Source organism: Streptomyces sp. NBC_01428, from assembly GCF_036231965.1.
In the GTDB taxonomy this organism is placed as follows: Bacteria; Actinomycetota; Actinomycetes; order Streptomycetales; family Streptomycetaceae; genus Streptomyces.
In genome coordinates, this window is record NZ_CP109499.1 from 2,058,260 (window position 1) to 2,081,220 (window position 22,961).

The 22,961-nt window shown below is 71.5% G+C and carries 19 protein-coding genes; 6 read left to right on the plus strand and 13 right to left on the minus strand.

The features are described from left to right. Positions 1-43: 43 nt before the first annotated feature. The gene (locus tag OG406_RS09005) at positions 44-1,375 is read left to right on the plus strand and encodes a DUF2254 domain-containing protein (protein ID WP_239155167.1); all 1,332 of its coding nucleotides are present in this window, start codon (positions 44-46) and stop codon (positions 1,373-1,375) included. Between the two features lie 60 nt (positions 1,376-1,435). Here the strand turns inward: OG406_RS09005 and OG406_RS09010 are convergent, their stop codons facing one another. The 3 genes from OG406_RS09010 to sucC all read right to left on the minus strand — a co-directional run bounded on the left by OG406_RS09010 (position 1,436) and on the right by sucC (position 5,244). Next, a complete protein-coding gene (locus tag OG406_RS09010; protein WP_329185180.1) occupies positions 1,436-3,007 on the minus strand; it encodes an aldehyde dehydrogenase family protein in 1,572 nt (523 codons plus the stop codon). Positions 3,008-3,175: 168 nt separating this feature from the next. Continuing rightward, positions 3,176-4,102, minus strand: coding sequence for a succinate--CoA ligase subunit alpha (gene sucD, locus OG406_RS09015; protein ID WP_329185182.1), 927 nt, complete (start codon positions 4,100-4,102; stop codon positions 3,176-3,178). Positions 4,103-4,113: 11 nt separating this feature from the next. Next, positions 4,114-5,244 carry an ADP-forming succinate--CoA ligase subunit beta gene (sucC, locus tag OG406_RS09020; protein ID WP_329185184.1) on the minus strand — a complete coding sequence of 377 codons (1,131 nt, stop codon included), beginning with the start codon at positions 5,242-5,244 and terminating at the stop codon, positions 4,114-4,116. Positions 5,245-5,411: 167 nt separating this feature from the next. Here sucC and frc point away from each other — a divergent pair, with 167 nt between their 5' ends. The 3 genes from frc to OG406_RS09035 all read left to right on the plus strand — a co-directional run bounded on the left by frc (position 5,412) and on the right by OG406_RS09035 (position 9,603). Next, a complete protein-coding gene (frc, locus tag OG406_RS09025; RefSeq protein ID WP_266617480.1) occupies positions 5,412-6,644 on the plus strand; it encodes a formyl-CoA transferase in 1,233 nt (410 codons plus the stop codon). Positions 6,645-6,808: 164 nt separating this feature from the next. Beyond that, complete coding sequence (locus OG406_RS09030) at positions 6,809-8,197, plus strand: OFA family MFS transporter (RefSeq protein WP_164371647.1); 1,389 nt, start codon at positions 6,809-6,811, stop codon at positions 8,195-8,197. Then, complete coding sequence (locus tag OG406_RS09035; RefSeq protein ID WP_267048958.1) at positions 8,197-9,603, plus strand: OFA family MFS transporter; 1,407 nt, start codon at positions 8,197-8,199, stop codon at positions 9,601-9,603. Before OG406_RS09030 ends, OG406_RS09035 begins: the two co-directional genes overlap by 1 nt. A 123-nt stretch (positions 9,604-9,726) precedes the next feature. Here the strand turns inward: OG406_RS09035 and OG406_RS09040 are convergent, their stop codons facing one another. The 10 genes from OG406_RS09040 to OG406_RS09080 all read right to left on the minus strand — a co-directional run bounded on the left by OG406_RS09040 (position 9,727) and on the right by OG406_RS09080 (position 20,675). After that, positions 9,727-10,731: a sugar phosphate isomerase/epimerase family protein gene (locus OG406_RS09040; protein WP_164371645.1), complete on the minus strand. Its 1,005-nt coding sequence runs from the start codon at positions 10,729-10,731 to the stop codon at positions 9,727-9,729. 12 nt (positions 10,732-10,743) lie between these two features. Then, complete coding sequence (locus tag OG406_RS09045) at positions 10,744-12,039, minus strand: Gfo/Idh/MocA family protein (protein WP_329185190.1); 1,296 nt, start codon at positions 12,037-12,039, stop codon at positions 10,744-10,746. Between the two features lie 80 nt (positions 12,040-12,119). Beyond that, positions 12,120-13,169 (minus strand): substrate-binding domain-containing protein, encoded by a 1,050-nt coding sequence (locus OG406_RS09050; protein WP_266617477.1) that lies wholly within the window; start codon positions 13,167-13,169, stop codon positions 12,120-12,122. A gap of 20 nt (positions 13,170-13,189) precedes the next feature. Next, the gene (locus OG406_RS09055; RefSeq protein ID WP_329185192.1) at positions 13,190-14,209 is read right to left on the minus strand and encodes an ABC transporter permease; all 1,020 of its coding nucleotides are present in this window, start codon (positions 14,207-14,209) and stop codon (positions 13,190-13,192) included. After that, positions 14,206-15,744, minus strand: a complete 1,539-nt coding sequence (locus OG406_RS09060) for a sugar ABC transporter ATP-binding protein (RefSeq protein ID WP_329185193.1) — start codon at positions 15,742-15,744, stop codon at positions 14,206-14,208. Before OG406_RS09060 ends, OG406_RS09055 begins: the two co-directional genes overlap by 4 nt. A 137-nt stretch (positions 15,745-15,881) precedes the next feature. Then, positions 15,882-17,063, minus strand: a complete 1,182-nt coding sequence (locus OG406_RS09065; RefSeq protein WP_267048954.1) for an ROK family transcriptional regulator — start codon at positions 17,061-17,063, stop codon at positions 15,882-15,884. A gap of 240 nt (positions 17,064-17,303) precedes the next feature. Next, positions 17,304-17,978 carry a GntR family transcriptional regulator gene (locus OG406_RS09070; RefSeq protein WP_266617474.1) on the minus strand — a complete coding sequence of 225 codons (675 nt, stop codon included), beginning with the start codon at positions 17,976-17,978 and terminating at the stop codon, positions 17,304-17,306. A gap of 177 nt (positions 17,979-18,155) precedes the next feature. Next, positions 18,156-19,103: a beta-ketoacyl-ACP synthase III gene (locus OG406_RS09075; RefSeq protein ID WP_164371638.1), complete on the minus strand. Its 948-nt coding sequence runs from the start codon at positions 19,101-19,103 to the stop codon at positions 18,156-18,158. A 137-nt stretch (positions 19,104-19,240) separates the two neighbouring features. Continuing rightward, positions 19,241-19,375 carry an MFS transporter small subunit gene (locus OG406_RS39410; RefSeq protein WP_434481467.1) on the minus strand — a complete coding sequence of 45 codons (135 nt, stop codon included), beginning with the start codon at positions 19,373-19,375 and terminating at the stop codon, positions 19,241-19,243. Next, the gene (locus tag OG406_RS09080) at positions 19,344-20,675 is read right to left on the minus strand and encodes an OFA family MFS transporter (protein ID WP_266851480.1); all 1,332 of its coding nucleotides are present in this window, start codon (positions 20,673-20,675) and stop codon (positions 19,344-19,346) included. The genes OG406_RS39410 and OG406_RS09080 overlap by 32 nt, the downstream gene beginning before the upstream one ends. Positions 20,676-20,953: 278 nt before the next feature. On the opposite strand from OG406_RS09080, the gene OG406_RS09085 reads away from it, so the two are divergent. Beyond that, on the plus strand, positions 20,954-21,925 hold the full coding sequence (locus OG406_RS09085; RefSeq protein WP_164371636.1) for a 2-dehydropantoate 2-reductase: 972 nt from the start codon (positions 20,954-20,956) through the stop codon (positions 21,923-21,925). A 170-nt stretch (positions 21,926-22,095) separates the two neighbouring features. Next, on the plus strand, positions 22,096-22,959 hold the full coding sequence (gene fdhD / locus OG406_RS09090) for a formate dehydrogenase accessory sulfurtransferase FdhD (RefSeq protein ID WP_081220246.1): 864 nt from the start codon (positions 22,096-22,098) through the stop codon (positions 22,957-22,959). Positions 22,960-22,961 lie beyond the last annotated feature (2 nt).

The window sequence follows — 22,961 nt, forward strand, 5'->3', positions numbered from 1 at the left end:
GCGGGTCCGCGCGGTGGGACGGGGGTGCGCCTACAGTCTCACCATGGGTGACTGGATGACTACCGGGGGCTTGCCCGAGGGGCGTCGGCCGCGAGCGCTGTCGCCGTTGCGGGAGCATCTGCGGGACACGTTCTGGTTCGCGCCCACCGCGGCCATGGTGCTGGTCTTCGTGGTGTGGACGGTGGCCGGCGCGCTCGACACCGCGATCGTCGAGTCGCTCCAGCGGTCGCGGGACTACGAAACGCTCGACAACCTGCTGCGGCTGGCCGAGGACACCAAGACCGTGGTGACGTCGGTCAGCTCGGCGATGATGACCTTCATCGGCGTGGTCTTCAGCATCTCGCTGGTCGCCGTGCAGATGGCGAGCGGGCAGTTCAGCCCGCGGGTGGTGCGCATCTTCGTACGGAGCCGGATCACCAAGGCGACGTTCGCGGTGTTCCTCGCGACGTTCCTGCTGTCGCTCCTCGTGCTCACCTCCTACGAGTCGAACGCCGAGGCACGGCTGGTGACCTCGGTCCCGCTGGTGCAGTCGGTGCTGACGCTCCTGATGCTGGGGCTGAGCCTGCTGCTCTTCGTGCTGTACGTGAACCAGACGCTGCGGCTCATGCGCATCAGCCATGTCATCGACCACATCACCCGGGACGCGTTCAAGCTCGTCGGGCGGATGCCGGTGGTCCGTTCGACCGGCGAGGAGGACGCCCTCGGGCCGGAGACCGCGCGGGTCGCCCATCAGGGACGGGCCGGGGTGCTGCGGGACGTGAACATCGCCCGGCTGGTGCGGACCGCGCGGCAGCAGGACGTCGTCCTGCGGCTGATCCCCCGGATCGGGGACTTCGTCGTCCCCGGCACCCCGCTGCTCGCCGTCCACGGAGGGCCCGCCCCCTCGCGGCGGTCGTTGAGCTACACGGTGAACGTCGGGGTGGAGCGGACCTTCCATCAGGACTTCTCGTTCGGGCTGCGGCAGCTCGCCGACATCGGACTGCGGGCGCTGTCGGCGGCGGTGAACGACCCGACCACCGCCGTGCAGGCGATCGACCGCATCGTGCAGTTCCTGTCCGCCGTCGTGCGCCGGCCCCTCGACACGGCCCTCCACCGGGACCGGCGCGGGGCGGTGCGCCTGGTGCAGCCGGTGCCCGGGTGGACGGAACTGGTCGATCTCGCGTTCGCGGAGATCCGGGCGTGCGCGGTGGGCAGTCCGCAGGTGACGCGGCGTCTCGTCGCCGGCCTCGACGACCTGCTGCTCGTCGCCCCCGAGGAGCGCCGGGAGCCGCTGCTCCGGCACCGCACCCTGCTGGTGGAGGCCGTGCAGCTCACGGTCGCCGAACCGTCGGACCGCGCCTTCGCACTGCGGCCGGACCGGCAGGGCATCGCGTAGCGGGCCCGCCGCCCCGGCCGCGGACGGGGTGGCGCCCGAGCTCGGGCGCCACCCCCCGCCTCACGGCATCAGGTGGTGGTCCGGGAAGTTGCCGGGGAGCCGTTCACCGGGCGGGCCCTGGGTGACCGCGCGGACCAGGAGTTCCCCGCCGACGAACGCGCCGCGCCACGACGCGCCGAAGCCGCCGAACAGTTCGTCGCGGTCGCCGCGCGAGCGGGGCCGGCCGTGGCCGACCTTGAAGGCCCGGATCTGCGGGGCGAGTCGGTCGTACGTCGCCTCGTCGTCCGTGGACAGGGTGGCGACCAGCGCGCCGTTCGAGGCGTTCATGGCGGCGAGCAGCTCGGCCTCGGTGTCGACCAGGACGATGGTGTCGACCGGGCCGAAGGGTTCCGCGTGGTGCAGCGGGGAGGACGGCGGCGGGTTGAGGAGGGTGACGGGCTGGACGTACGCCGAGGTGTCCTGGCCGGACAGGAAGCGCGCGTCGGCCGGGTTGCCGCGGTGCAGCGGGACGGCGCCCCGGTCGATGGCCTCGGCGACCTGGTCGTGGAGTTCCTTGGCCTTGGCCGCGTTGATGACCGGGCCGAAGTCGAGCGAGGGGCAGGGGTCGTCGGGGTGTTCGACGGCGAGGGGGTGGCCGGTCCGCAGGGTGCGGACGGCGGGGAGGTACGCGGTGAGGAAGTCGTCGAAGAGGGAGCGCTGGACGACGAACCGCGGGTAGGCCGTGCAGCGCTGCTTGCCGTAGTCGAAGAGTTTGGGGACGACGGCGGTCAGCGCGTCCCAGTCGGTGTGGTTCCAGATGCCCCAGGTGTTGAGGCCCTCCTGTTCGAGGACGTGGCGCTTGCCGAGGTCGGCGACGGCGGTGGCGACCGCGGCGCCGGTGTCGCGTCCGCCGACGAAGGAGACGCAGCCGATCTCGGGCGCGCGCACGAGCGCCTCCGACAGTTCGCCGCCGCTGCCGCTGACCAGGGTGACGGGGACCCCTTCGCGGGCCGCGAGCGCGCAGGCGAGGGTGAGGCAGGAGACGCCGCCGTCGGTGGGGGTCTTGGCGATGACCGCGTTGCCGGCCAGGGCCTGCACCAGCATCGCGTGGACGAGGACGCTCATCGGGTAGTTCCAGCTGGCGATGTTGGAGACCGGTCCGTCGAGCGGTGTCCGGCCGTCGACCATGGGCTCGATGCCGTCGACGTACCAGCGCACGCCGTCGATCGCCCGGTCCACGTCGGCCTGGGCGAGGCGCCAGGGCTTGCCGATCTCCCAGACGAGGAGGAGGGCGAGGAGTTCGCGGTGTTCGGTGAGGGCGTCGAGGGTCGCGGCGACGCGGGCGCGGCGTTCCGCTAGGGGGACGTGGCGCCAGGCGCGGTGCTGGTCGAGGGCCGCGCCGACGGCCTGCCGGGCGGTGGCGCCGTCGAGGCGGGGCGGGCCGGCGATGGGTGCGCCGTCGACGGGGCTGGTGGCGGGCAGGCTCCGGCCGTCCGCCTGCCAGGCGGCGTTCCAGAGGTTGAGGACACGGTCGTCGCGGAAGGCCTCGGGGGCGGCGGTGAGGCAGCGCCGCCAGGCGTCGGTCCAGGACGTGCCGGACTTGAGGACGAGGGGGTCGCGGGGTTCCGCGGGGGTGGGGTCGAGGGTCGTCATGGGTGTCTCCGCTCTCGGTGCACAGTCGGGGGCGGGGGCCCGGCGTCCGCCGTGCGGCGGGTCGCCCGGGCCGGCGCGAACAGGCGTCGCGCGGGTAAGGGGAAGGTAGTGAGGTGGCGCGTATTCCGGGAGTCACCTCACGTCGACTATGAGTGAGGTCACGTCGGGTCAGGCGGGCCGGGCGGGGTTGCCGAGCCGGGTGCGGACCAGCCGGGCCGTCTCGGTCGGGGTGCCGCCGACGGGTATGCCGGCGGCCTCCAGTGCCTCCTTCTTGGCCCGGGCGGTGCCCGAGGAGCCGGAGACGATGGCGCCCGCGTGGCCCATGGTCCTGCCCTTGGGGGCGGTGAATCCGGCGACGTAGCCGACGACGGGTTTGGTGACGTGGTCGCGGACGAAGGCGGCGGCCCGTTCCTCGGCGTCGCCGCCGATCTCCCCGATGAGGACGACGAGTTCGGTGTCGGGGTCGTCCTGGAAGGCGGCGAGGCAGTCGATGTGGCTGGTGCCGACGACGGGGTCTCCGCCGATGCCCACGCAGGTGGAGAAGCCGATGTCCCGCAGCTCGTGCATGAGCTGGTAGGTGAGGGTGCCGGACTTGGAGACCAGGCCGATGGGGCCCGGTCCGGCGATGTCGGCGGGGATGATGCCCGCGTTGGACTGTCCGGGGGTGATCAGGCCGGGGCAGTTGGGGCCGACGACGCGGGTGCCCCGTTCGGCGGCGTGGGCGCGGAAGGCGACCGCGTCGTGGACGGGGATGCCTTCGGTGATGACGACGACGAGGCCGGTGCCGGCGTCGGCCGCCTCCTCGACGGCGGCTCTGGCGAAGGCGGGCGGCACGAAGACGACGCTGACGTCCGCTCCGGTCGCCTCGACGCCCTCGCGCACCGACCCGAAGACGGGGACGAACCGGTGCGCGGTGCCGAGGCCCGCGGGGGTCTGGGGGACGTCGAAGCGGACGGTCCGGCCCGCCTTGCGGGGGTTGACGCCGCCGACGACGTCGGTGCCGGCCGCGAGCATGCGGCGGGTGTGCCGCATGCCCTCGGCTCCGGTCATGCCCTGTACGAGGACTTTGGACTCCTTGGTGAGAAAGACGGCCATGTCCCGCTCCTTCAGGTGGTGTTGGCGAGGTGGGCGGCGCGGCGGGCGGCGTCGTCCATGGTGGTGGCCCGGTGCACGAGCGGGTGGGCGCGGTCGTCGAGGACGGTGTGGCCGCGTGCGGCGTTGTTGCCGTCGAGGCGGACGACGATCGGCTTGGTGGGCCGCACGGTGTCGAGGGCGGTCACGATGCCCTCGGCGACGGCGTCGCAGGCGGTGATGCCGCCGAAGACGTTGACGAGGACGGCTTTGACGTCCGGGTCGGACAGGACGACGGAGAGGCCGTCGGACATGACCCGGGCGGAGGCTCCGCCGCCGATGTCGAGGAAGTTGGCGGGGCGGGCGCCGCAGCCCGCGATCACGTCGAGGGTGGACATGACGAGGCCCGCGCCGTTGCCGATGACGCCGACCTCGCCGTCCAGTTTCACGTAGGTGAGCCCTCTGGCCGCGGCGGACGCCTCCAGGGGGTCGTCGTGCGGGGCGTCCCGCTCGCCCCAACGGGCCTGGCGGAAGCGTGCGTTGTCGTCGAGGGTGATCTTGGCGTCGAGGGCCGTGAGCCGGCCCTGGGCGGTGAGGGCGAGGGGGTTCACCTCGACGAGGAGGGCGTCCTCGCGGATGAGCACCTGCCAGAGCCGTACGAGGACGTCGGCGGCCCGCGCGGGGAGTCCGGCGGTCCTGACGATGCCGGCCGCCGTCGCCGGGGTGACGCCCTCGGTCGGGTCGACGGGGAAGCGGGTCACCGCCTCGGGCCGGGTCGCGGCCACCTCCTCGATGTCCGTGCCGCCCTCGGTGGAGAGGACGGCGAGGAACTGTCCGCGGGTCCGGTCGAGGACGTACGCGACATAGAACTCGGCGTCGATGTCGACGGGTTGGGCCAGCAGCACGGTGCGGACGGGGTGGCCCTTGATGTCCGTGCCGAGGATCCGCCGGGTCATCAGCTCCGCCTCGGCCGGGTCGGCCGCGAACCGGACGCCGCCGGCCTTGCCGCGTCCGCCGGTCCTGACCTGTGCCTTGACGACGGCCGGTCCGCCGAGCCGGCGGGCGATGGCGCGGGCCTCCCGGGGCGAGTCCGTGACGTCGGCGGGTGGCACCACGATGCCGTGTTCCGCGAGGAGTTCCCGCGCCTGGTGCTCGTACAGGTCCATGTTTCCGCTCCTGTCCTGAAAGTGGTGCGCGACCTCTGGACATCACCCAGCGGATGCGGGATAACAATCTTCATACAGTATTCGTCGACTGTATGCAATGTGCCGCGAGGGGTCCGACCACCGGCGGCACCAGGGCGGCCCAAGGCAACGGACAAGTGAGGTGACCTGTGACGACCAAGGCTCTCGAAGGCATCCGCGTGCTCGACATGACACACGTTCAGTCCGGTCCCTCGGCGACCCAGTTGATGGCGTGGCTCGGCGCCGACGTGGTCAAGCTGGAGGCGCCGGCCGGGGACATCACCCGCACCCAGCTGCGGGACATCCCGGATGCCGACTCCCTCTACTTCACGATGCTCAACAGCAACAAGCGCAGCATCACGCTCAACACCAAGACGGAGCGCGGCAAGCAGCTCCTGACCGAGCTGATCCGCCGCTCGGACGTCATGGTGGAGAACTTCGGCCCCGGCGCCGTCGACCGGATGGGCTTCACCTGGGACCGGATCCGCGAGATCAACCCGCGGATCGTCTACGCGTCCATCAAGGGCTTCGGGGACGGCCCGTACACCGCCTTCAAGGCCTACGAGGTGGTCGCGCAGGCCATGGGCGGGTCCATGGCCACCACCGGCTTCGAGGACGGCCCGCCGATGGCGACCGGCGCGCAGATCGGGGACTCCGGCACCGGCATCCACGCCGTAGCCGCCGTCCTCGCGGCCCTGCTGCAGCGCACCCGCACCGGACGCGGGCAGCGCGTCAACGTCGCGATGCAGCACGCCGTCCTGAACCTCTGCCGGGTCAAACTGCGCGACCAGCAGCGCCTCGCGCACGGTCCGCTCGCCGAGTACCCGAACGAGGACTTCGGGGACGAGGTGCCCCGGTCCGGGAACGCCTCCGGCGGCGGACAGCCCGGCTGGGCCGTACGCTGCGCGCCCGGTGGGCCCAACGACTACGTGTACGTCATCGTCCAGCCGGCCGGCTGGCAGCCGCTGACCCGGCTGATCGGCCGGCCCGAACTCGCCGACGACCCCGAGTGGTCCACCCCGCAGGCCCGGCTGCCGAAGCTGGCCAAGATGTTCCAGCTCATCGAGGAGTGGACGAGCACCCTGCCCAAGTGGGAGGTGCTGGAACGGCTCAACGCCGAGAACATCCCGTGCGGGCCGATCCTGTCCACCCGGGAGATCATCGAGGACTCCTCCCTCGCCGCCAACGAGATGGTCGTCGAGGTCGAGCATCCCGAGCGCGGGTCCTACGTCACCGTCGGCAACCCGCTGAAGCTCTCCGACTCCCCCGTCGAGATCACCGCCTCCCCGCTCCTCGGCGAGCACAACGCGGAGATCTACGTCGGCGAACTCGGCCTGGGCGACGAGGAACTGCGGCTGCTCAAGTCCACCGGGGTGATCTGAGATGGCCTGTCCGTACCTGCTGTTGGGGGGCGCGTCGATGACATGAGTGTGCGCGGGGACGGCCGACGGTGCGCGTCGGCCGGCCCCGGGACCCGTGAGCGCACGAAAGGCATTTGGCAGGGGGCGCTGACCAGATCTTTCGACGCAAGGGGTGCTGGACCGACATGACAACCACCGACTATTCGACCTCCGTCCCCTACCAAGAGGTGACGGATCCGGGCGGCCGGGTGTACCGCGTCGGCGAGTCCGACGTCGACATCATGGGCCGCACACGCAAGTGGATGGTCCTCCTGCCCTGGGCGGGCATGATGGGCATCAGTTCCGCCGAGTACGCGTTCACCTCGGCGGAGGACACGCTGCACGACGCGCATCTGTGGAGCAGCGGACACATCTTCTGGCTGATGGGCGTCTGGATCTTCTTCCAGGCGGCCGTGGCCTTCCCCGCCGGGCAGCTGCGCGAGAGCGGCCGGCTGCCGGCCCGTACGGCGATGCTGCTGGGCGCGCTGGGCACCCTGCTCGGCTATCTGGCGCTGGCGTTCGCGCCCCATGTGGCGATCGCCTATCTCGGCTTCGGCATGTGCAGCGGCATCGGGGCCGGTCTTGTCTACGCGACCTGCGTGAACATGGTCGGCAAGTGGTATCCGGAGCGCAAGGGCGGCAAGACGGGCTTCGTCAACGGCGGTTTCGCCTACGGGTCCGTGCCCTTCGTGTTCCTGTTCACCTCGTACATGGACCTGGGCAACTACCGGGGCGTGCTGGTGGGCGTCGGTCTGCTGTGCTGCGCGATCGTCGCGGTGGCCGGCTGGTTCTTCAAGGACCCGCCGAAGGGCTGGTGGCCGGCGCACGTGGATCCGCTGAAGGTGTCGGACGACCCGAAGATCCGCCGGGCGCTGGAGAAGAACCCGCCGGCCGTGAAGCAGTACACCCCGAGGGAGGCGGCGCGTACCCCCGTTCTGTGGATGATGTGGTTCTGTCTGCTGTGCACGGCCGGGATCAACATCTTCGGCATCGCCTTCCAGGTGCCGTTCGGCAAGGACATGGGCTTCGCGGGCGGGATCGTGGCCACGGCGATGTCCCTGAAGGCCATCGTCAACGGCACCGGGCGCGGCGTCATCGGCTGGATCTCCGACCGGGCCGGCCGCCGGCACACGCTGATCATCGTGTGTCTGGTGCTGGGCACCGCTCAGTTCGGGGTGCTGGTCTCCGGCCAGATGGGCAGCATGCCCTTCTTCCTGTTCTGCTCCATGGTCTCCGGCTTCGGCGGCGGCGCGATCTTCCCGCTGTTCGCGGCGATGACGGCGGACTACTTCGGTGAGAACAACAACGCGTCCAACTACGGCATGGTCTACAGCTCGAAGCTGATCTCGGGCCTGGTGGGTTCCGGGATGGGCGCGGTCGTCGTGGGCGCGTGGGACTACCACGGGGCCTTCGTGCTGGCCGGGTCCGTCGGACTGGCGTCCGCCGTACTGGCCCTGTTCCTCAAGGCGCCGGACCGACCGCAGGCCCGGAGCATCGTTCCCAATCCGCACCCGCTCGGCGAGGAGATGGCGTGATGACGGCGGAACCCATGGCGGCGAAGGACCGGCCGGACGACTCCGGCACCTCCCGGCGTGCCTACCGGGAGGTCACCGACCCCCGGGGCCGGGTCTACCGGATCGGCGAGAGCGACCGGGACATCCTCGGCCACTCACGGAAGTTCATGGTGTACCTGCCGTGGGCGGCCATGATGGCGATCAGTGTCTTCGAGTACGCCTTCGGCTCCGCCGAGGACACCCTGTCGCACGCGCACGGCTGGACGCAGAGCAACACCTTCTGGATCCTGAGCGTCTGGGTGTTCTTCCAGGCGGGCATCGCGTTCCCGGCGGGCTGGCTGCGGGAGAAGGGCATCCTGACGGCCCGCAGGGCGATGTACGTGGGCTCGGTGATGTGCGCGATCGGCTTCCTCGCCCTGTCGCACCTGGGCAACGTACTGCTGGCCATCCTCGGCTTCGGCGTGGTCGGCGGGCTCGGTTCCGGGCTGGTGTACGCGACCTGCATCAACATGGTCGGCAAGTGGTTCCCCGAACGCCGGGGCGCGAAGACGGGGTTCGTGAACGGCGGCTTCGCGTACGGCTCGCTGCCGTTCATCTTCATCTTCAACTACGCCTTCGACACGGCCAACTACCACCGGGTGCTCGACCTCATCGGGGTCTACGTGATGGTCGTGGTGTTCGCCTCCGCGTTCTTCTTCAAGGACCCGCCGAAGAACTGGTGGCCGGCGGACATCGACCCGCTGACGTACGGCGGCAGCGCGAAGGGGGCCGCGAGCCTCGCGAAGAACCCTCCGGCGGTGAAGCAGTACACGCCCAAGGAGGCCATCAGGACCGGGATGCTCCCCCTGATGTGGGTCGCGCTGGTGATGACCGCGGGTGTGTCGATCTTCGGGATCTCCTTCCAGGTCGACTTCGCCAAGGAGGTGGGCTTCGGCCCGCTGGTGGCGGCGTCGTCGATGGGCGTGATGGCGGTCATCAACGGCGTCGGCCGGGGTGTGGTGGGCTGGCTGTCCGACACCTGGGGCCGCAAGCAGTCCCTGGTGTTCGTCATCGTGGTCCTCGGGCTCGCGCAGTTCGGCGTGATCTGGGCCGGTGACATCCACAGCGAGGCGCTGTTCCTGTTCTTCGCCTTCCTCTCCGGGTTCGGCGGCGGCGCGTTCTATCCGATGTTCGCGGCGCTGACCCCGGACTACTTCGGCGAGAACTACAACGCCACCAACTACGGCCTGGTGTACAGCGGCAAGCTGATCAGCGGCCTGTTCGGCGGTGGCCTCGGCTCGATGGTGGTCGCCGCGTGGGGCTACAACGGCGCGTACGCGCTGGCGGGCGGGATCTCCATGGTGGCGGCCGCGATCGCCCTGCTGCTGAGGCAGCCGGGACGCAGCACGGCGGACACCTCGTCGCCCCAGCCGCAACCGGTGGGCTGAGGACGGCCGCCCGCACCGGGGCGGCCCGACAGGTGAGGGGCCCTCCCGGCCGTACCGGCGGGAGGGCCCCTCACGTCGCGCTCCCGGCGGTATGCCGGCGGGCAGGCAACTGCCCTTACCCATCTAGCCGTTGCCTCCGAAAGCCGCGTCGAAGGACGCCGACGGCGGGTCGAAGTCGTAGGCCTTCAGGCGCTTCAGCGCCTCGGGCGCGCCCTGGAGCCGGTCCATGCCCGCGTCCTCCCACTCGACCGATATCGGTCCCGTGTAGCCGATGGAGCGCAGCATGCGGAAGACGTCCTCCCAGGGGACGTCGCCGTGGCCCGCGGAGACGAAGTCCCAGCCGCGGCGCGGGTCGCCCCAGGGCAGATGGGAGCCGAGGCGGCCGTTGCGGCCGTCGAGGCGCTTGCGGGCCTCCTTGCAGTCGACGTGGTAGATCCGGTCGCGGAAGTCGTGGAGGAATCCGACCGGGTCGAGGTCCTGCCACACGAAGTGGGACGGGTCGAAGTTGAGGCCGAAGGCCGGCCGGTGGTCGACGGCGGCCAGGGCACGGTGGGTGGTCCAGTAGTCGTACGCGATCTCGCCGGGGTGGACCTCGTGGGCGAACCGGACGCCCTCGGCGTCGAAGACGTCGAGGACCGGGTTCCAGCGGGTCGCGAAGTCCTCGTAGCCGCGCTCGATCATCGACTCGGGGACGGGCGGGAACATCGCGACGAGGTGCCAGATCGCCGAGCCGGTGAAGCCGATGACGGTGTCGACGCCGAGCGTGGCGGCCGCCCGGGCGGTGTCGGCGATCTCGGCGGCCGCCCGCTGCCGTACGCCCTCCGCCTCGCCGTCGCCCCAGACGCGGGCGGGCAGGATGGCCCGGTGGCGTTCGTCGATGATGGCGTCGCAGACGGCCTGCCCGACGAGGTGGTTGGAGATGGCCCGGCAGGTCAGCCCGTACTTGTCGAGCAGGGCGCGCCGGGAGTCGACGTACGCCGGGTCGGCGAGTGCCTTGTCGACCTCGAAGTGGTCGCCCCAGCAGGCGAGTTCGAGTCCGTCGTAGCCGAAGTCGCGGGCCAGGCGGCAGACCTCCTCGAGGGGCAGGTCGGCCCACTGGCCGGTGAACAGCGTGAAGGTGCGTGGCATGCGGGGGCCTCCTCAGACCGCGATGGGGGTGTAGACGGAGTTCTTCTCGGCGCTCTCCTCGACCGCGGCGAGGACGCGCTGCACCTGGAGACCGTCGGCGAAGGACGGGGTGGGCGGGCGGCCTTCGGCGACGGCCAGGACCAGGTCGCGGGCCTGGTGCACGAAGGTGTGCTCGTAGCCGAGGCCGTGGCCCGGCGGCCACCAGGCGTCGAGGTAGGGGTGGTCGGGCTCGGTGACCAGGATGCGGCGGAAGCCGGCGTGCGTGGCGGGCTCGGTGTGGTCGTGGTAGGAGAGCTCGTTGAGGCGTTCCAGGTCGAAGGCCAACGAGCCGCGCTCGCCGTTGAGTTCGATGCGCAGGGCGTTCTTGCGTCCGGTGGCGAAGCGGGAGGCCTCGAAGGAGGCGAGGGCGCCGGAGGCGAAGCGGGCGGTGAACAGCGCGGCGTCGTCGACGGTGACGGCTCCCGGACCGGGCCCGTGGACGCTGCCCACGGCTGCCGCGTCCGCGGCGGTCCCGGGTGCGGAACCCGCAGCCGGCGCGCCGGTGCCGCCCGCCGGTCCGCCCGGTTCCGGCACGGCCGACAGGCCGCTGGACGCTCCCGCGGGCCACGGCCGGCTGCGCACGAACGTCTCGGTGAGCGCGGACACCCCGCCGAGCGGTTCGCCCGCCAGGAACTGGGCGAGGTCGACGATGTGGGCGCCGAGGTCCCCGAGCGCCCCCGAGCCGGCCACCTCCTTGCGGAGCCGCCAGGTGAGCGGGAAGTCCGGGTCGACCAGCCAGTCCTGGAGGTAGGTCACCCGTACGTGCCGCAGGGCTCCGAGGCGGCCCTCGGCGACCATGGAGCGGGCGAGCACCGTGGCGGGCAGCCTGCGGTAGTTGAAGCCGACCATGGACAGCCGGCCGTGTTCGAGGGCCGTCGCGGCCGCCGCGGCCATCGTCTCCGCCTCGGCGACCGTGTTCGCGAGGGGCTTCTCGCACAGCACGTGCTTGCCCGCCGCCAGCGCGGCGACCGCGATCTCGGCGTGGCTGTCGCCGGGGGTGCAGATGTCGACGAGGTCGACGTCGTCCCGGGCGATCAGCGCACGCCAGTCCGTCTCGGCCGCCGCCCAGCCGTGCCGGTCGGCCATCGCCCGCACCGCCGCCCCGTCCCGGCCGCAGACCGCGGCGAGCACGGGGCGCAGCGGCAGGTCGAAGACGCGGCCCGCGGTGCGCCAGCCCTGCGAGTGGGCGGCGCCCATGAACGCGTAGCCGACCATGCCGACACGCAATGGGGGCTTCGCGGCCTCGTCACCCCGGTGCGACTGTCCCATACGGATGTCCTCCTCGTCGTCGTCGCGCGGTGCGGGAAGGGGCCCGGACCCCCGTGCCGGGCCCCTGGAACGGGGGCGGCTCACTTGAAGCCGGTGGGCATGTACTGCTTGACGTTGTCCTTGTCGACGACGGCGGAGTAGAGGGTGAGCGAGGCGGGGATCTCGAACTCGGCCAGTCCTCCGATGCCCTTGCCCTGGCCGAGGGTGCGGGCGAGGTCGATCGCGGAGGCGGCCATGGTCGGCGGGTACAGGACGGTGGCCTTCAGGACGCTGTCGTCGGCCTCGATGGCCTGGAAGGCGGAGAGCGCGCCGGCCCCGCCGACCATCAGGAAGCCGTCCCGTCCCGCCTGCTCGATGGCCCGCAGGGCGCCCACGCCCTGGTCGTCGTCGTGGTTCCACAGTGCGTCGAACTTCGGCTGCGCCTGGAGGAGTTGGGCCATCTTGGCCTGGCCGGTCTCGACGGTGAACTCGGCTGCCTGGCGGGCGACCTTCTTGATGTTCGGGTAGTTCTTCAGCGCCGCGTCGAACCCTTGGGTGCGCTGCTTGGTCAGCTCCAGGTTGTCGATCCCGGCCAGCTCGATGACCCGGGCGTCGCTCTTGCCCTTGAGCTTCTCCCCGATGTAGTGGCCGGCGCTGAGCCCCATGCCGTAGTTGTCGCCGCCGATCCAGCAGCGGTACGCCTGGGGCGAGTTGAAGATGCGGTCGAGGTTGATGACGGGGATGCCGGCGCGCATCGCCTTGAGGCCGACCTGGGTGAGCGCCTTGCCGTCGGCGGGCAGCACGACCAGGACGTCGACCTTCTTGTTGATCAGTGTCTCGATCTGGCCGATCTGCGCGGCGGTGTCGTTGGAGCCTTCGGTGATCTCCAGGCTGACGTCCGCGTACTTCTTGGCGCGGCTCTTGGCGTTGTCGTTGATGGCGTTGAGCCAGCCGTGGTCGGCCTGCGGCCCGGCGAAACCGATGGTGACGTGCTTGCCGGGCTTGTCGTCCGCGGCCGGCTGGTCGTTCGCGGCCGGCTTCTCGTCCTTGGTGTCGTTGCTGGTGCAGCCGGTGAGGAGGACGCCGGCCGAGACGGCGGCGGTGCCGAAGAGCAGTCCTCTGCGGCTGGTCAGGCTCATGGGTTCTGGCATGGCGGTGGACCCTTCCCGTGTCAGGTCGTGCTTGCTGTGCGCCGCTGGACCAGGACCGCGGCCACGATGATCGCGCCCTTGGCGATCTGCTGGACGTCGCTCTGGAGGTTGTTCAGCGCGAAGATGTCGGTGATCGTCGTGAAGATGAGGACGCCCAGCACGGAGCCGGTGATGGTGCCGCGGCCTCCGCTGAGCAGGGTGCCGCCGATGATCGCGGCCGCGATGGCGTCGAGTTCGTACAGGTTGCCGTTGGTGTTCTGGCCCGAGCCGGAGAGGATGATCAGCAGGAACGCGGCGATGCCGCAGCACAGTCCGGACAGCAGGTAGAGGTAGAGCCGCTGGCGTCGTACGTCGATGCCGGCGAGGCGGGCGGCCTCCCCGTTGCCGCCGACGGCGACGGTGCGGCGGCCGAAGGTGGTGCGGTTCAGGATCAGCCAGCCGATGACGGTGACCACGGCGAAGACGAGGACCAGCGGCGGAACGCCCAGCACGTACGCGTCGCGTTCGCCGAGTCCGAGGACGCCGTCCACCGACACGATCTGGGTCCTGCCGTCGGTGATCTGCAGGGCGAGCCCGCGGGCCGAGGCGAGCATGGCGAGCGTGGCGATGAAGGGCACCATCCCGCCGTACGCGACGAGCAGTCCGTTGACGAGGCCGCAGCCCACGCCGACGAGCACCGCGGTGAAGAGGATGCCCGCGAAGCCGTACTCCTGCGTCGCGACCGTGGTGGCCCACACCGAGGACAGCGCGACGATCGCGCCGACCGACAGGTCGATGCCGCCGGAGGTGATGACGAAGGTCATGCCGACGGTGACGACACCGATCACCGAGGCCTGGGTGAGGACGAGTTGGAGGTTGCGGGTGTCGAGGAACTCGTCGGGCCGGGTCACCCCTCCGATGACGACGAGGACCGCGAGGACACCGAGGAGCGAGAGGGTGCGGACGTCGGCGCGGGCCACGGCCGTTCGCCACACCGGGAGTTCACCCGTCGAGGGCGCCTTGCCGGCGCCTTCCCGGGGCGGGGACACGTGCTGCGTCATGACGCCGGGCTCCCTTCACTGGCCACAGGGCTTCCTTCCATGACGAGGTCGAGTACGCGGTGCTCGTCCAGTTCCGCGGCCGGTGCCTCGTGGACGACGCGGCCCTCGCGGAGCACGAGGACCCGGTCGGCGAGCCCGAGCACCTCGGGCACCTCGCTGGAGACCATGAGGACGGCGAGCCCCTCGTCGGCGAGCCGCCGGACGACGGCGTACAGCTCGGCGCGGGCGCCGACGTCGACTCCGCGGGTGGGTTCGTCCAGGAGCAGGACCCGGCAGCCGCGCAGCAGCCAGCGGGCGAGGACGGCCTTCTGCTGGTTCCCGCCGGACAGGGTGCGGACCGGCGCGGACGGGTTGTCGGGGCGCAGCGAGAGTTCCCGGGTCGCCGCCCGGGCCGCGCCGCGCTCGGCCCGCCGGTCGATCCAGCCGGCGTGCGCGTAGCGGGACATGGACGACACGGACACGTTGCGGGTGACGGACTCCAGCATCAGCAGGGCCTGGGCCTTGCGTTCCTCGGGGGCGAGGCCGAGCCCGGCGCGTACGGCCGCCCGCACGCTCCCGGTGCGCAGCGGCTCGCCCGCGACGGTGACCCGGCCGGTGGTGGGTCTGCGCGCCCCGTAGATCGTCTCCAGGATCTCGGAGCGTCCGGAGCCGACGAGTCCCGCGAGGCCGACGATCTCGCCGGGGCGCACGTCGAGGTCCAGGGGGGCGAACTCGCCCTCACGGGAGAGGCCCCGGACGGTGAGGACGGCGTCGGCCGCCGGCCGTCCGGCGGGCCGGTCGGGGAAGACGTACTCGACGTTGCGGCCGGTCATCAGGGCCACGACCTCGCGGGTCGGGGTGGACCGGGCGGGCAGTCCGCCCGCGACCGCGCGCCCGTCCTTCAGCACGGTGACCCGGTCGCCGATGCGGCGGATCTCCTCCAGCCGGTGCGAGATGTACACGACGGCGACACCGGCGCGGGTCAGGTCGCCGACGATGCGGAAGAGGTTGTCGACCTCGTCGGGGTCGAGGGCGGCGGACGGCTCGTCCATGACGATCAGCCGTACGTCGTGGGAGAGCGCGCGGGCCATGGAGACGATCTGCTGCTGGGCCGCCGACAGGTCGCCGACGAGCCGCCCCGGATCGATCTCCGGGTGCCCGAGCCGGTGGAGCAGCGCGGCCGTCGACGCCCTGGCGGCCTTCCCGCGCACCACGAATCCGGCGGTGGTGAGTTCGTGTCCGAGGTGGACGTTCTCGGCGACCGACAGGCCTTCCACCAGGTCGAGTTCCTGGTAGATGGTGGCGATGCCGAGGCGCATCGCGGCGATCGGGGACCGGAGGGTGACGGGTTCGCCCCGCCAGCTGACGGTGCCGTCGTCGGGCTGGTGGGCGCCGGCCAGGACCTTGATGAGGGTGGACTTCCCGGCGCCGTTCTGGCCGAGCAGACAGTGGACCTCGCCGGCCTGCACGTCGAGGTCGACGCCGTCGAGGGCCCGGACGCCGGGGAACGACTTGGTGATGCCGGACATGGTGAGCAGTGGTGGTTCGGGTGCCATGACGGTTCCCCTTGGCAGGCGTGCGGGCCGGTTGCCGGGTGGTGCGCGTTCAGGCGAGCTGTATTCGGACACGGCGGAGCCGGGCGTCGTGCCGGTGGACCGTGGCGAGGTGCGTGAGGTGAGGTGAACTGTGCGGGTTACGCGGGTGAGAACAGGTGGTCGCTGATCAGCCGGGCTCCGCCGATGACTCCGGCGGTCGGGCCCAGTTCCCCGAGGACGATGGGCAGGTTGCCGGTCGCGAGCGGGAGCGACTGGCGGTAGACCTGGGTGCGGATCGCGGCGAGCAGGGTGTGGCCGAGACCCGTCACCCCGCCGCCGATCACCACCAGGCCCGGATTGAAGAAGCTGACGAGAGCGGCGATGACCTGGCCGGTGCGGTTGCCGCCCTCCCGGATCAGGTCGAGCGCGGTGGCGTCGCCCGCCGCGGCCGCGGCGGCGACGTCGACGGCGGTGAGGCCGCCGTTCGCCTCCAGCCGCGCGGCGAGTTCGGCCGAGCGTCCCTGGTGGGCGGCGTCCACGGCGTCACGCGCGAGCGCGGCGCCGCTGAAGTGGGCCTCCAGGCAGCCCCGGTTGCCGCAGGCGCACGATCGTCCGCCGGGCACGGCCTGGATGTGCCCGATGTCCCCCGCGCTGCCCGTCGCCCCGCGGTGCACCTCTCCGCCGACGACGATGCCGCAGCCGATGCCGGTGCCGATCTTGACGCAGAGGAAGTCGCCCACGGAGCGGGCGACGCCCGCGTGCTGCTCCCCCATCGCCATCAGGTTCACGTCGTTGTCGACCATGACCGGGCAGCCGAGTTCCTGGCTGAGTGCCTCGCGGACCGGGAACCCGTCCCAGCCGGGCATGATCGGCGGGGCGACCGGTACGCCTTCGGGGAAGCGGACCGGTCCGGGGACGCCGATGCCGGCGCCGTCGAACCCCTCCGCGAGCCCCGACGCCTTCAACTTCGCCGCCATGGCGAGGACTTGCTCGAAGACCGCGACCGGGCCCTCGCGGACGTCCATGGGCTGGTTGAGGTGTCCGAGGATCTCCAGTTCGGCGTTGGTGACGGCCACGTCGACCGAGGTCGCCCCGATGTCGACGCCCAGGAAGCGCAGCGCCGGCGCGAGCCGGATGTTGTGGGAGCGGCGTCCGCCGCGTGAGGCGGCGAGGCCGTCGGCCACGACGAGTCCGGTCTCCAGGAGCCGGTCCACCTCGACGGCCAGTTTCGACCGGGAGAGGTCGACCTGGTCGCCGAGCTGGGCACGGGAGTTGGGGCCGTCGTCGCGCAACAGCCGCAGCAGCCGGGCCTGATGGGCGTTCGCGGGTCGTGCTGTCATCCGTCTCACGAGCCCCTCCCCGCCCCACCGGCCTGCGTCCGTCGGTTTCCGGCCACCCGCACCGGTCGCGCTTTCGAGGGGAACGTAGCAGCGGCTGCCGGAGGTGGGAAGAAGTAGCGCAGCAATCGGCACTTACTTTCTCCACTCCGTGGACAAAGCCGGGCGCGCGGGCATGCCTCGGACCGTCGGCGGGGGTGCCGCGGACGGTCGGCAGGCGGGTCGGCTCAGGTGGTCAGCGGGTCACTTCGGACGCTCGTGGTACATCTTCCGGGTGTGCTCCGTGTGGGCCCGCATGACCGCGGTGGCGCGCTGTCCGTCGCGTCCCGCGATCGCGGCGATCAGCTCGCGGTGCTCGATCCAGGACTGCCGGCCGCGCTGCCGGGCGACCGGCGTGTAGTACCAGCGGACCCGGCGGTCGACCTGTGCGGCGAGTTCGGCGAGCACCGCGTTGCCGGCGAGCTCCATGACCTTGGCGTGCAGCCGGGCGTTCAGAGCGACCGCGGCGTCCACGTCGTCGGCGGCCACCGCCCGCTCGCCCTGCGCGCACAGGTCCTCCAGTGCGCCGATCGCGTCGCTGCCCGCGTTGCCGGCGGCGAGCCGGGCCGCCTCGGCCTCCAGGAGGGTGCGCACCGTGAGGAGCTGGTCGGCCTCCTCCTCGGTCGGCTCGTGGACGAACGCGCCCTGGGCGGGCCGCAGATCGACCCAGCCCTCCGTGCTCAGCCGCTGCAGCGCCTCCCGCACCGGCTGCCGGGACACCCCGAGGTGACCGGCGAGTTCGCTCTCGACGAGGTGCTGGCCCGGCTGGAGGGCCCGGGTGGTGATGAGTTCGAGCAGCGCCTCGTACACACGGTCGCGCAGTGGGCCGGGCCGTTCGAGCTTGGGTACCGCTCCCTGAGGCAGTCCTGCCGACAACATCACGGTCCCTCCTGGGCAGCGCCGTCGCCGCGATAGGGAAAGTCAATTATGAATTGTCTTTCGCCTACAGTCTACGGCGCACAAAGCCGCGCGGGCACGGGAGTTGGGCCTGTCACACGGGGTGGGCACGGATCCCGGCCGGGGCCCGTCGGCGGCCCGGTCCGGTCGGCGGAGCCGTCAGGGGCAGCGGACGACCTGTCCCGCGTACGAGAGGTTGCCGCCGAAGCCGAACAGCAGCACGGGGTCGCCCGTGGAGATCTCCCCGCGCTCGACGAGCTTGGAGAAGGCGAGCGGGATGCTCGCGGCCGAGGTGTTCCCGGACTCGACGACGTCCCGCGCGACGACGGCGTTGACGGCGCCGATCTTCTGCGCGAGCGGCTCGATGATGCGCAGGTTCGCCTGGTGCAGGACGACCCCGGCGAGGTCCTCGGGGGTGAGGCCCGCGCGTTCGCAGGCCTTGCGGGCGATCGGCGGGAGCTGGGTGGTCGCCCAGCGGTAGACGCTCTGGCCCTCCTGCGCGAAGCGCGCGGGGGTGCCCTCGATGCGGACCGCGTGCCCCATCTCGGGCACCGAGCCCCACAGCACCGGGCCGATGCCGGGCTCGGCGCCCGGCGCCGAGGCCTCGACGACGGCGGCGCCCGCGCCGTCCCCGACCAGCACGCAGGTGGTGCGGTCGGTCCAGTCCGTCACCTCGGACATCTTGTCGGCGCCGATGACCAGCGCCCGGGTCGCGGCACCCGCGCGCACGGCGTGGTCGGCGGTGGCGAGGGCGTGCGTGAAGCCGGCGCAGACGACGTTGACGTCCATGGCGGCCGGGGAGGGGATGCCGAGCCGGGCGGCGACCCGGGCGGCCATGTTCGGGGAGCGGTCGACTGCGGTGGACGTGGCGACGAGCACCAGGTCGATGTCGCCCGGCGTCAGTCCGGCGGAGGCGAGCGCCTTGGCGGCGGCGTGCGCGGCCAGCTCGTCGACCGGCTCGTCGGGCCCGGCGATGTGCCGCGTCCGGATGCCGACCCGGCTCCTGATCCACTCGTCACTGGTGTCGACCAGGCCCGCCAGGTCCTCGTTGGTGAGGATCTTGGCGGGCTGGTAATGGCCGACGGCGGCGATCCGTGAGCCGTTCATGAGTGGTCCCCCTCGTTGCCTTGGGTAGCGGGATCCACCAGTCTGATCAGTGACTCACGGGTACGACGGCAGGTGATGCCACAGGATCTGGGCGCCAGGCTTGTCGGCTTCTGTCAGACTCTCGGACGCCCGAACACTCACCCACTGAACAGTTGTGTCGCTTTCTGTACCAGCTCGTAGACGCCGTAGCACAGGGGTGCGCCCACCCAGAGCCAGGCGAGGGCGATGAGCGGTCGGCGGTCAGGCGGACTCGGGCTGCTGTCGTGCGACATCGGCTGCCTCCCTCGGTGCGGGGACGTGGTGACGGGGGTGGACGGGCCGCACGAACTCGTTGGCGACGAAGCCTACGACCAGCAGCCCGATCATGATCAGGAACGACATGCCGTAGAGGGCCGAGCCGTGCTTGCCCGCCGCCTCCTGGTGGTCCGCGATCCGGTTGACGATGAGCGGTCCGAGCACACCGGCCGTGGACCAGGCGGTGAGCAGCCGCCCGTGGATCGCCCCCACCTGGTACGTGCCGAAGAGATCCTTCAGGTAGGCCGGGACGGTGGCGAAGCCCCCGCCGTAGAAGGAGAGGATCACCAGGGCGCCGATGATGAACAGCGGCTTCGAGGAGTCCCCGAACCAGGCGATGAGCGCGTACATGAGCGCGCCGACGCCGAGGTACACGCGGTAGATGTTCTTGCGTCCGATCAGGTCGGAGGTCGAGGACCAGCCGATCCGGCCGGCCATGTTGGCGGCGGACAGCAGGGCGACGAACCCGGCGGCCGCGGAGACGGACACGGGGGTGGAGGTGCCGGCGAAGAAGTCCGTGATCATCGGGGCGGCCTTCTCCAGGATGCCGATGCCCGCGGTCACGTTCATACAGAGCACGATCCACAGGCACCAGAACTGTGGGGTGCGCACCGCGCTGCGCGCCGAGACCTGGACCCCGTCGAGCGCGCTCGGCCCGGACGCGACCGGACGCTCACCGCGCGGAACACGCACCAGCAGGACACCGAGCGTCATGAACACGGCGTACGCGAGCCCGTGCACGAGGAAGGCGAGGGCGATGCCGGAGGAGTCGGACCCGAAGGACTTCAGCATCTGGGCGGACCAGGGCGAGGCGATCAGCGCCCCGCCGCCGAAGCCCATGATCGCGATGCCGGTGGCCATTCCGGGCCGGTCGGGGAACCACTTGATCAGGGTGGACACCGGGGATATGTAGCCGATGCCGAGGCCTATCCCGCCGACGAATCCGTAGCCGAACACGATCAGCCAGTACTGCTCGGTGGCGGCGCCGAGCGCGGAGATCAGGAAGCCGGAGGAGAAGCAGACGAGGGCGACGGTCATCGCCCAGCGCGGGCCGTTGCGCTCGACGAGCGTGCCGCCGAACGCGGCGGACAGACCGAGCATCACGATGCCGAGCTGGAAGGGCAGCGCGCTCTCGGTCCCGCTGAGGCCGAGCGCGGATTCGAGGGGCGGCTTGAAGACGCTCCAGGCGTAGGCCTGGCCGATGGAGAGGTGGACCGAGAGGGCGGCCGGCGGGACGAGCCAGCGGCTCCAGCCGGGGGGTGCGACAGGGGGGCTCATGATCCGGAACGATAGGAAGCGGTTGCCCGGCTGGGAACCCGCGTGACGCAAACCGTCGGGGCGCGTGCGACGAGCGGTCCTCCTGACGCGACGAACGGTCGCACAGGCGCGCCGGGCGGGCACGCCGGCGCCGGCCGGGTCGGGCACGTGGCCGATTCCCCTCCCGCGCCCGGTGGTTGTCGAATCCCTTGCCGCCACTCATTCCATCCTGTAGACAATATTTCGTCGACAGAGTTCGGAAGTTCCTCGGTACCCTCGACCGAACGGAGCGCCACACAGTGAGAGTCGCAGTTCTCGGCGCCGGTGCGATCGGCGCCTACGTCGGCGCCGCGCTGCACCGGGCGGGCGCCGACGTGCATCTGGTGGCCCGTGGACCGCATCTCGCGGCCATGAGGCAGCACGGCGTCCAAGTCATCAGTCCGCGCGGCGACTTCACCGCCCGGGCCCACGCCACCGACGACCCGGCCGAGATCGGTCCGGTCGACTACGTCTTCCTCGGCCTCAAGGCCAACTCGTACGCGGCGTGCGGGCCGCTCATCGAGCCGCTGCTGCACGACACCACGGCGGTGATCGCCGCCCAGAACGGCATCCCCTGGTGGTACTTCCACCGGCACGGCGGACCCCACGACGGTCACCGTGTGGAGAGCGTGGACCCCGGCGGCGCGGTCAGTGCGGTGCTCGCGCCGGAGCGGGCCGTCGGCTGCGTCGTGTACGCCGCGACGGAACTGGAGGGGCCCGGTGTCGTCCGCCACCTCGAAGGCACCCGGTTCTCCATCGGGGAGCCGGACCGGTCCGTCTCCGCGCGCTGCCGGGCGTTCGGCGACGCGATGCGGGAGGGCGGGCTGAAGTGCCCGGTCGAGCCGGATCTGCGCAACGACATCTGGCTCAAGCTGCTCGGCAACATCTCCTTCAACCCGATCAGCGCACTCGCCCGCGCCACGATGCGGCAGATGTGCCTGCACGGCGGGACGCGCAAGGTCATCGAGATCATGATGACCGAGACGCTGAGCGTCGCCGAGGCCCTCGGCTGCGAGGTGGGGGTGTCCATCGAGCGGCGTCTCGCGGGCGCCGAGCGGGTCGGGGACCACCGCACCTCCACGCTCCAGGACCTGGAGCGCGGCAAACCGCTGGAGCTCGACGTGCTGCTCGCGGCCGTCGTGGAACTGGCCGAGATCACCGGGGTGCCGGTGCCGACCCTGCGCACCGTCCACGCCATCTCGGATCTGCTCGCGCTGCGGACGGCGGCGTGAGCGCGGAGCGGGCCGCGGGGCCGGGCGGCATGCGGTCCGCTCCGTCCGTGCAGGACAATGAGGACCTGACGGTCACCCGGTCGCGCGACGGGCCGGTGACCCGCACGGCAACCGCCGCTTGAAGGGCCTCTCCGGCCGGCCGCACGGACAGAACCGGGACTGATCAGGACATGGGACGAGTCACGGAACGACGCAAGGTGATCCGCATCCGGGACGGGGCGGTGAACACCCGCCCCGACACGCTGGTCGCCGAGGAGCCGCTGGAGATCCGTCTCAACGGCAAGCCCCTCGCCATCACGATGCGCACCCCGGGCGACGACTTCGCGCTCGCGGCGGGCTTCCTGGTCAGCGAGGGGGTGCTGGGCGCGGCGGAGGAGCTGCAGAACATCGTGTACTGCGCGGGCGCCACCGTGGACGGCTCCAACAGCTACAACGTCGTCGACGTGCGGACCGCGCCGGGCGTCGTCATCCCCGACATCACGCTCGAACGCAACGTGTACACGACGTCCTCCTGCGGCCTGTGCGGCAAGGCGAGCCTCGACGCGGTCCGCACCACGGCCCGCTGGCCCGTCGACGACACGGCGGGCGACACGACTCCCCCGGTACGGCTGGAGCCCGAACTGCTCGCGCGCCTCCCCGACCGGCTGCGCGCGGCCCAGCAGGTCTTCGACCGGACCGGGGGTCTGCACGCGGCGGCGCTGTTCACCGAGGACGGTGAGCTGGTGGACGTCCGCGAGGACGTGGGCCGGCACAACGCGGTCGACAAACTGGTCGGCCGCGCCCTGCAGAACGGCACGCTCCCGCTGTCCCGGACGGTCCTGCTGGTCTCCGGCCGGGCCTCCTTCGAGCTGGCGCAGAAAGCGGTGATGGCCGGCATCCCGGTGCTGGCGGCGGTCTCCGCCCCGTCGTCGCTCGCGGTCGACCTGGCCGCGGAGACCGGCCTGACCCTGGTCGGCTTCCTGCGCGGCTCCAACATGAACGTGTACGCGGGCGAGCACCGGATCGCTCTGCGGGCCGCGGCCGCCCAGGGCTGACC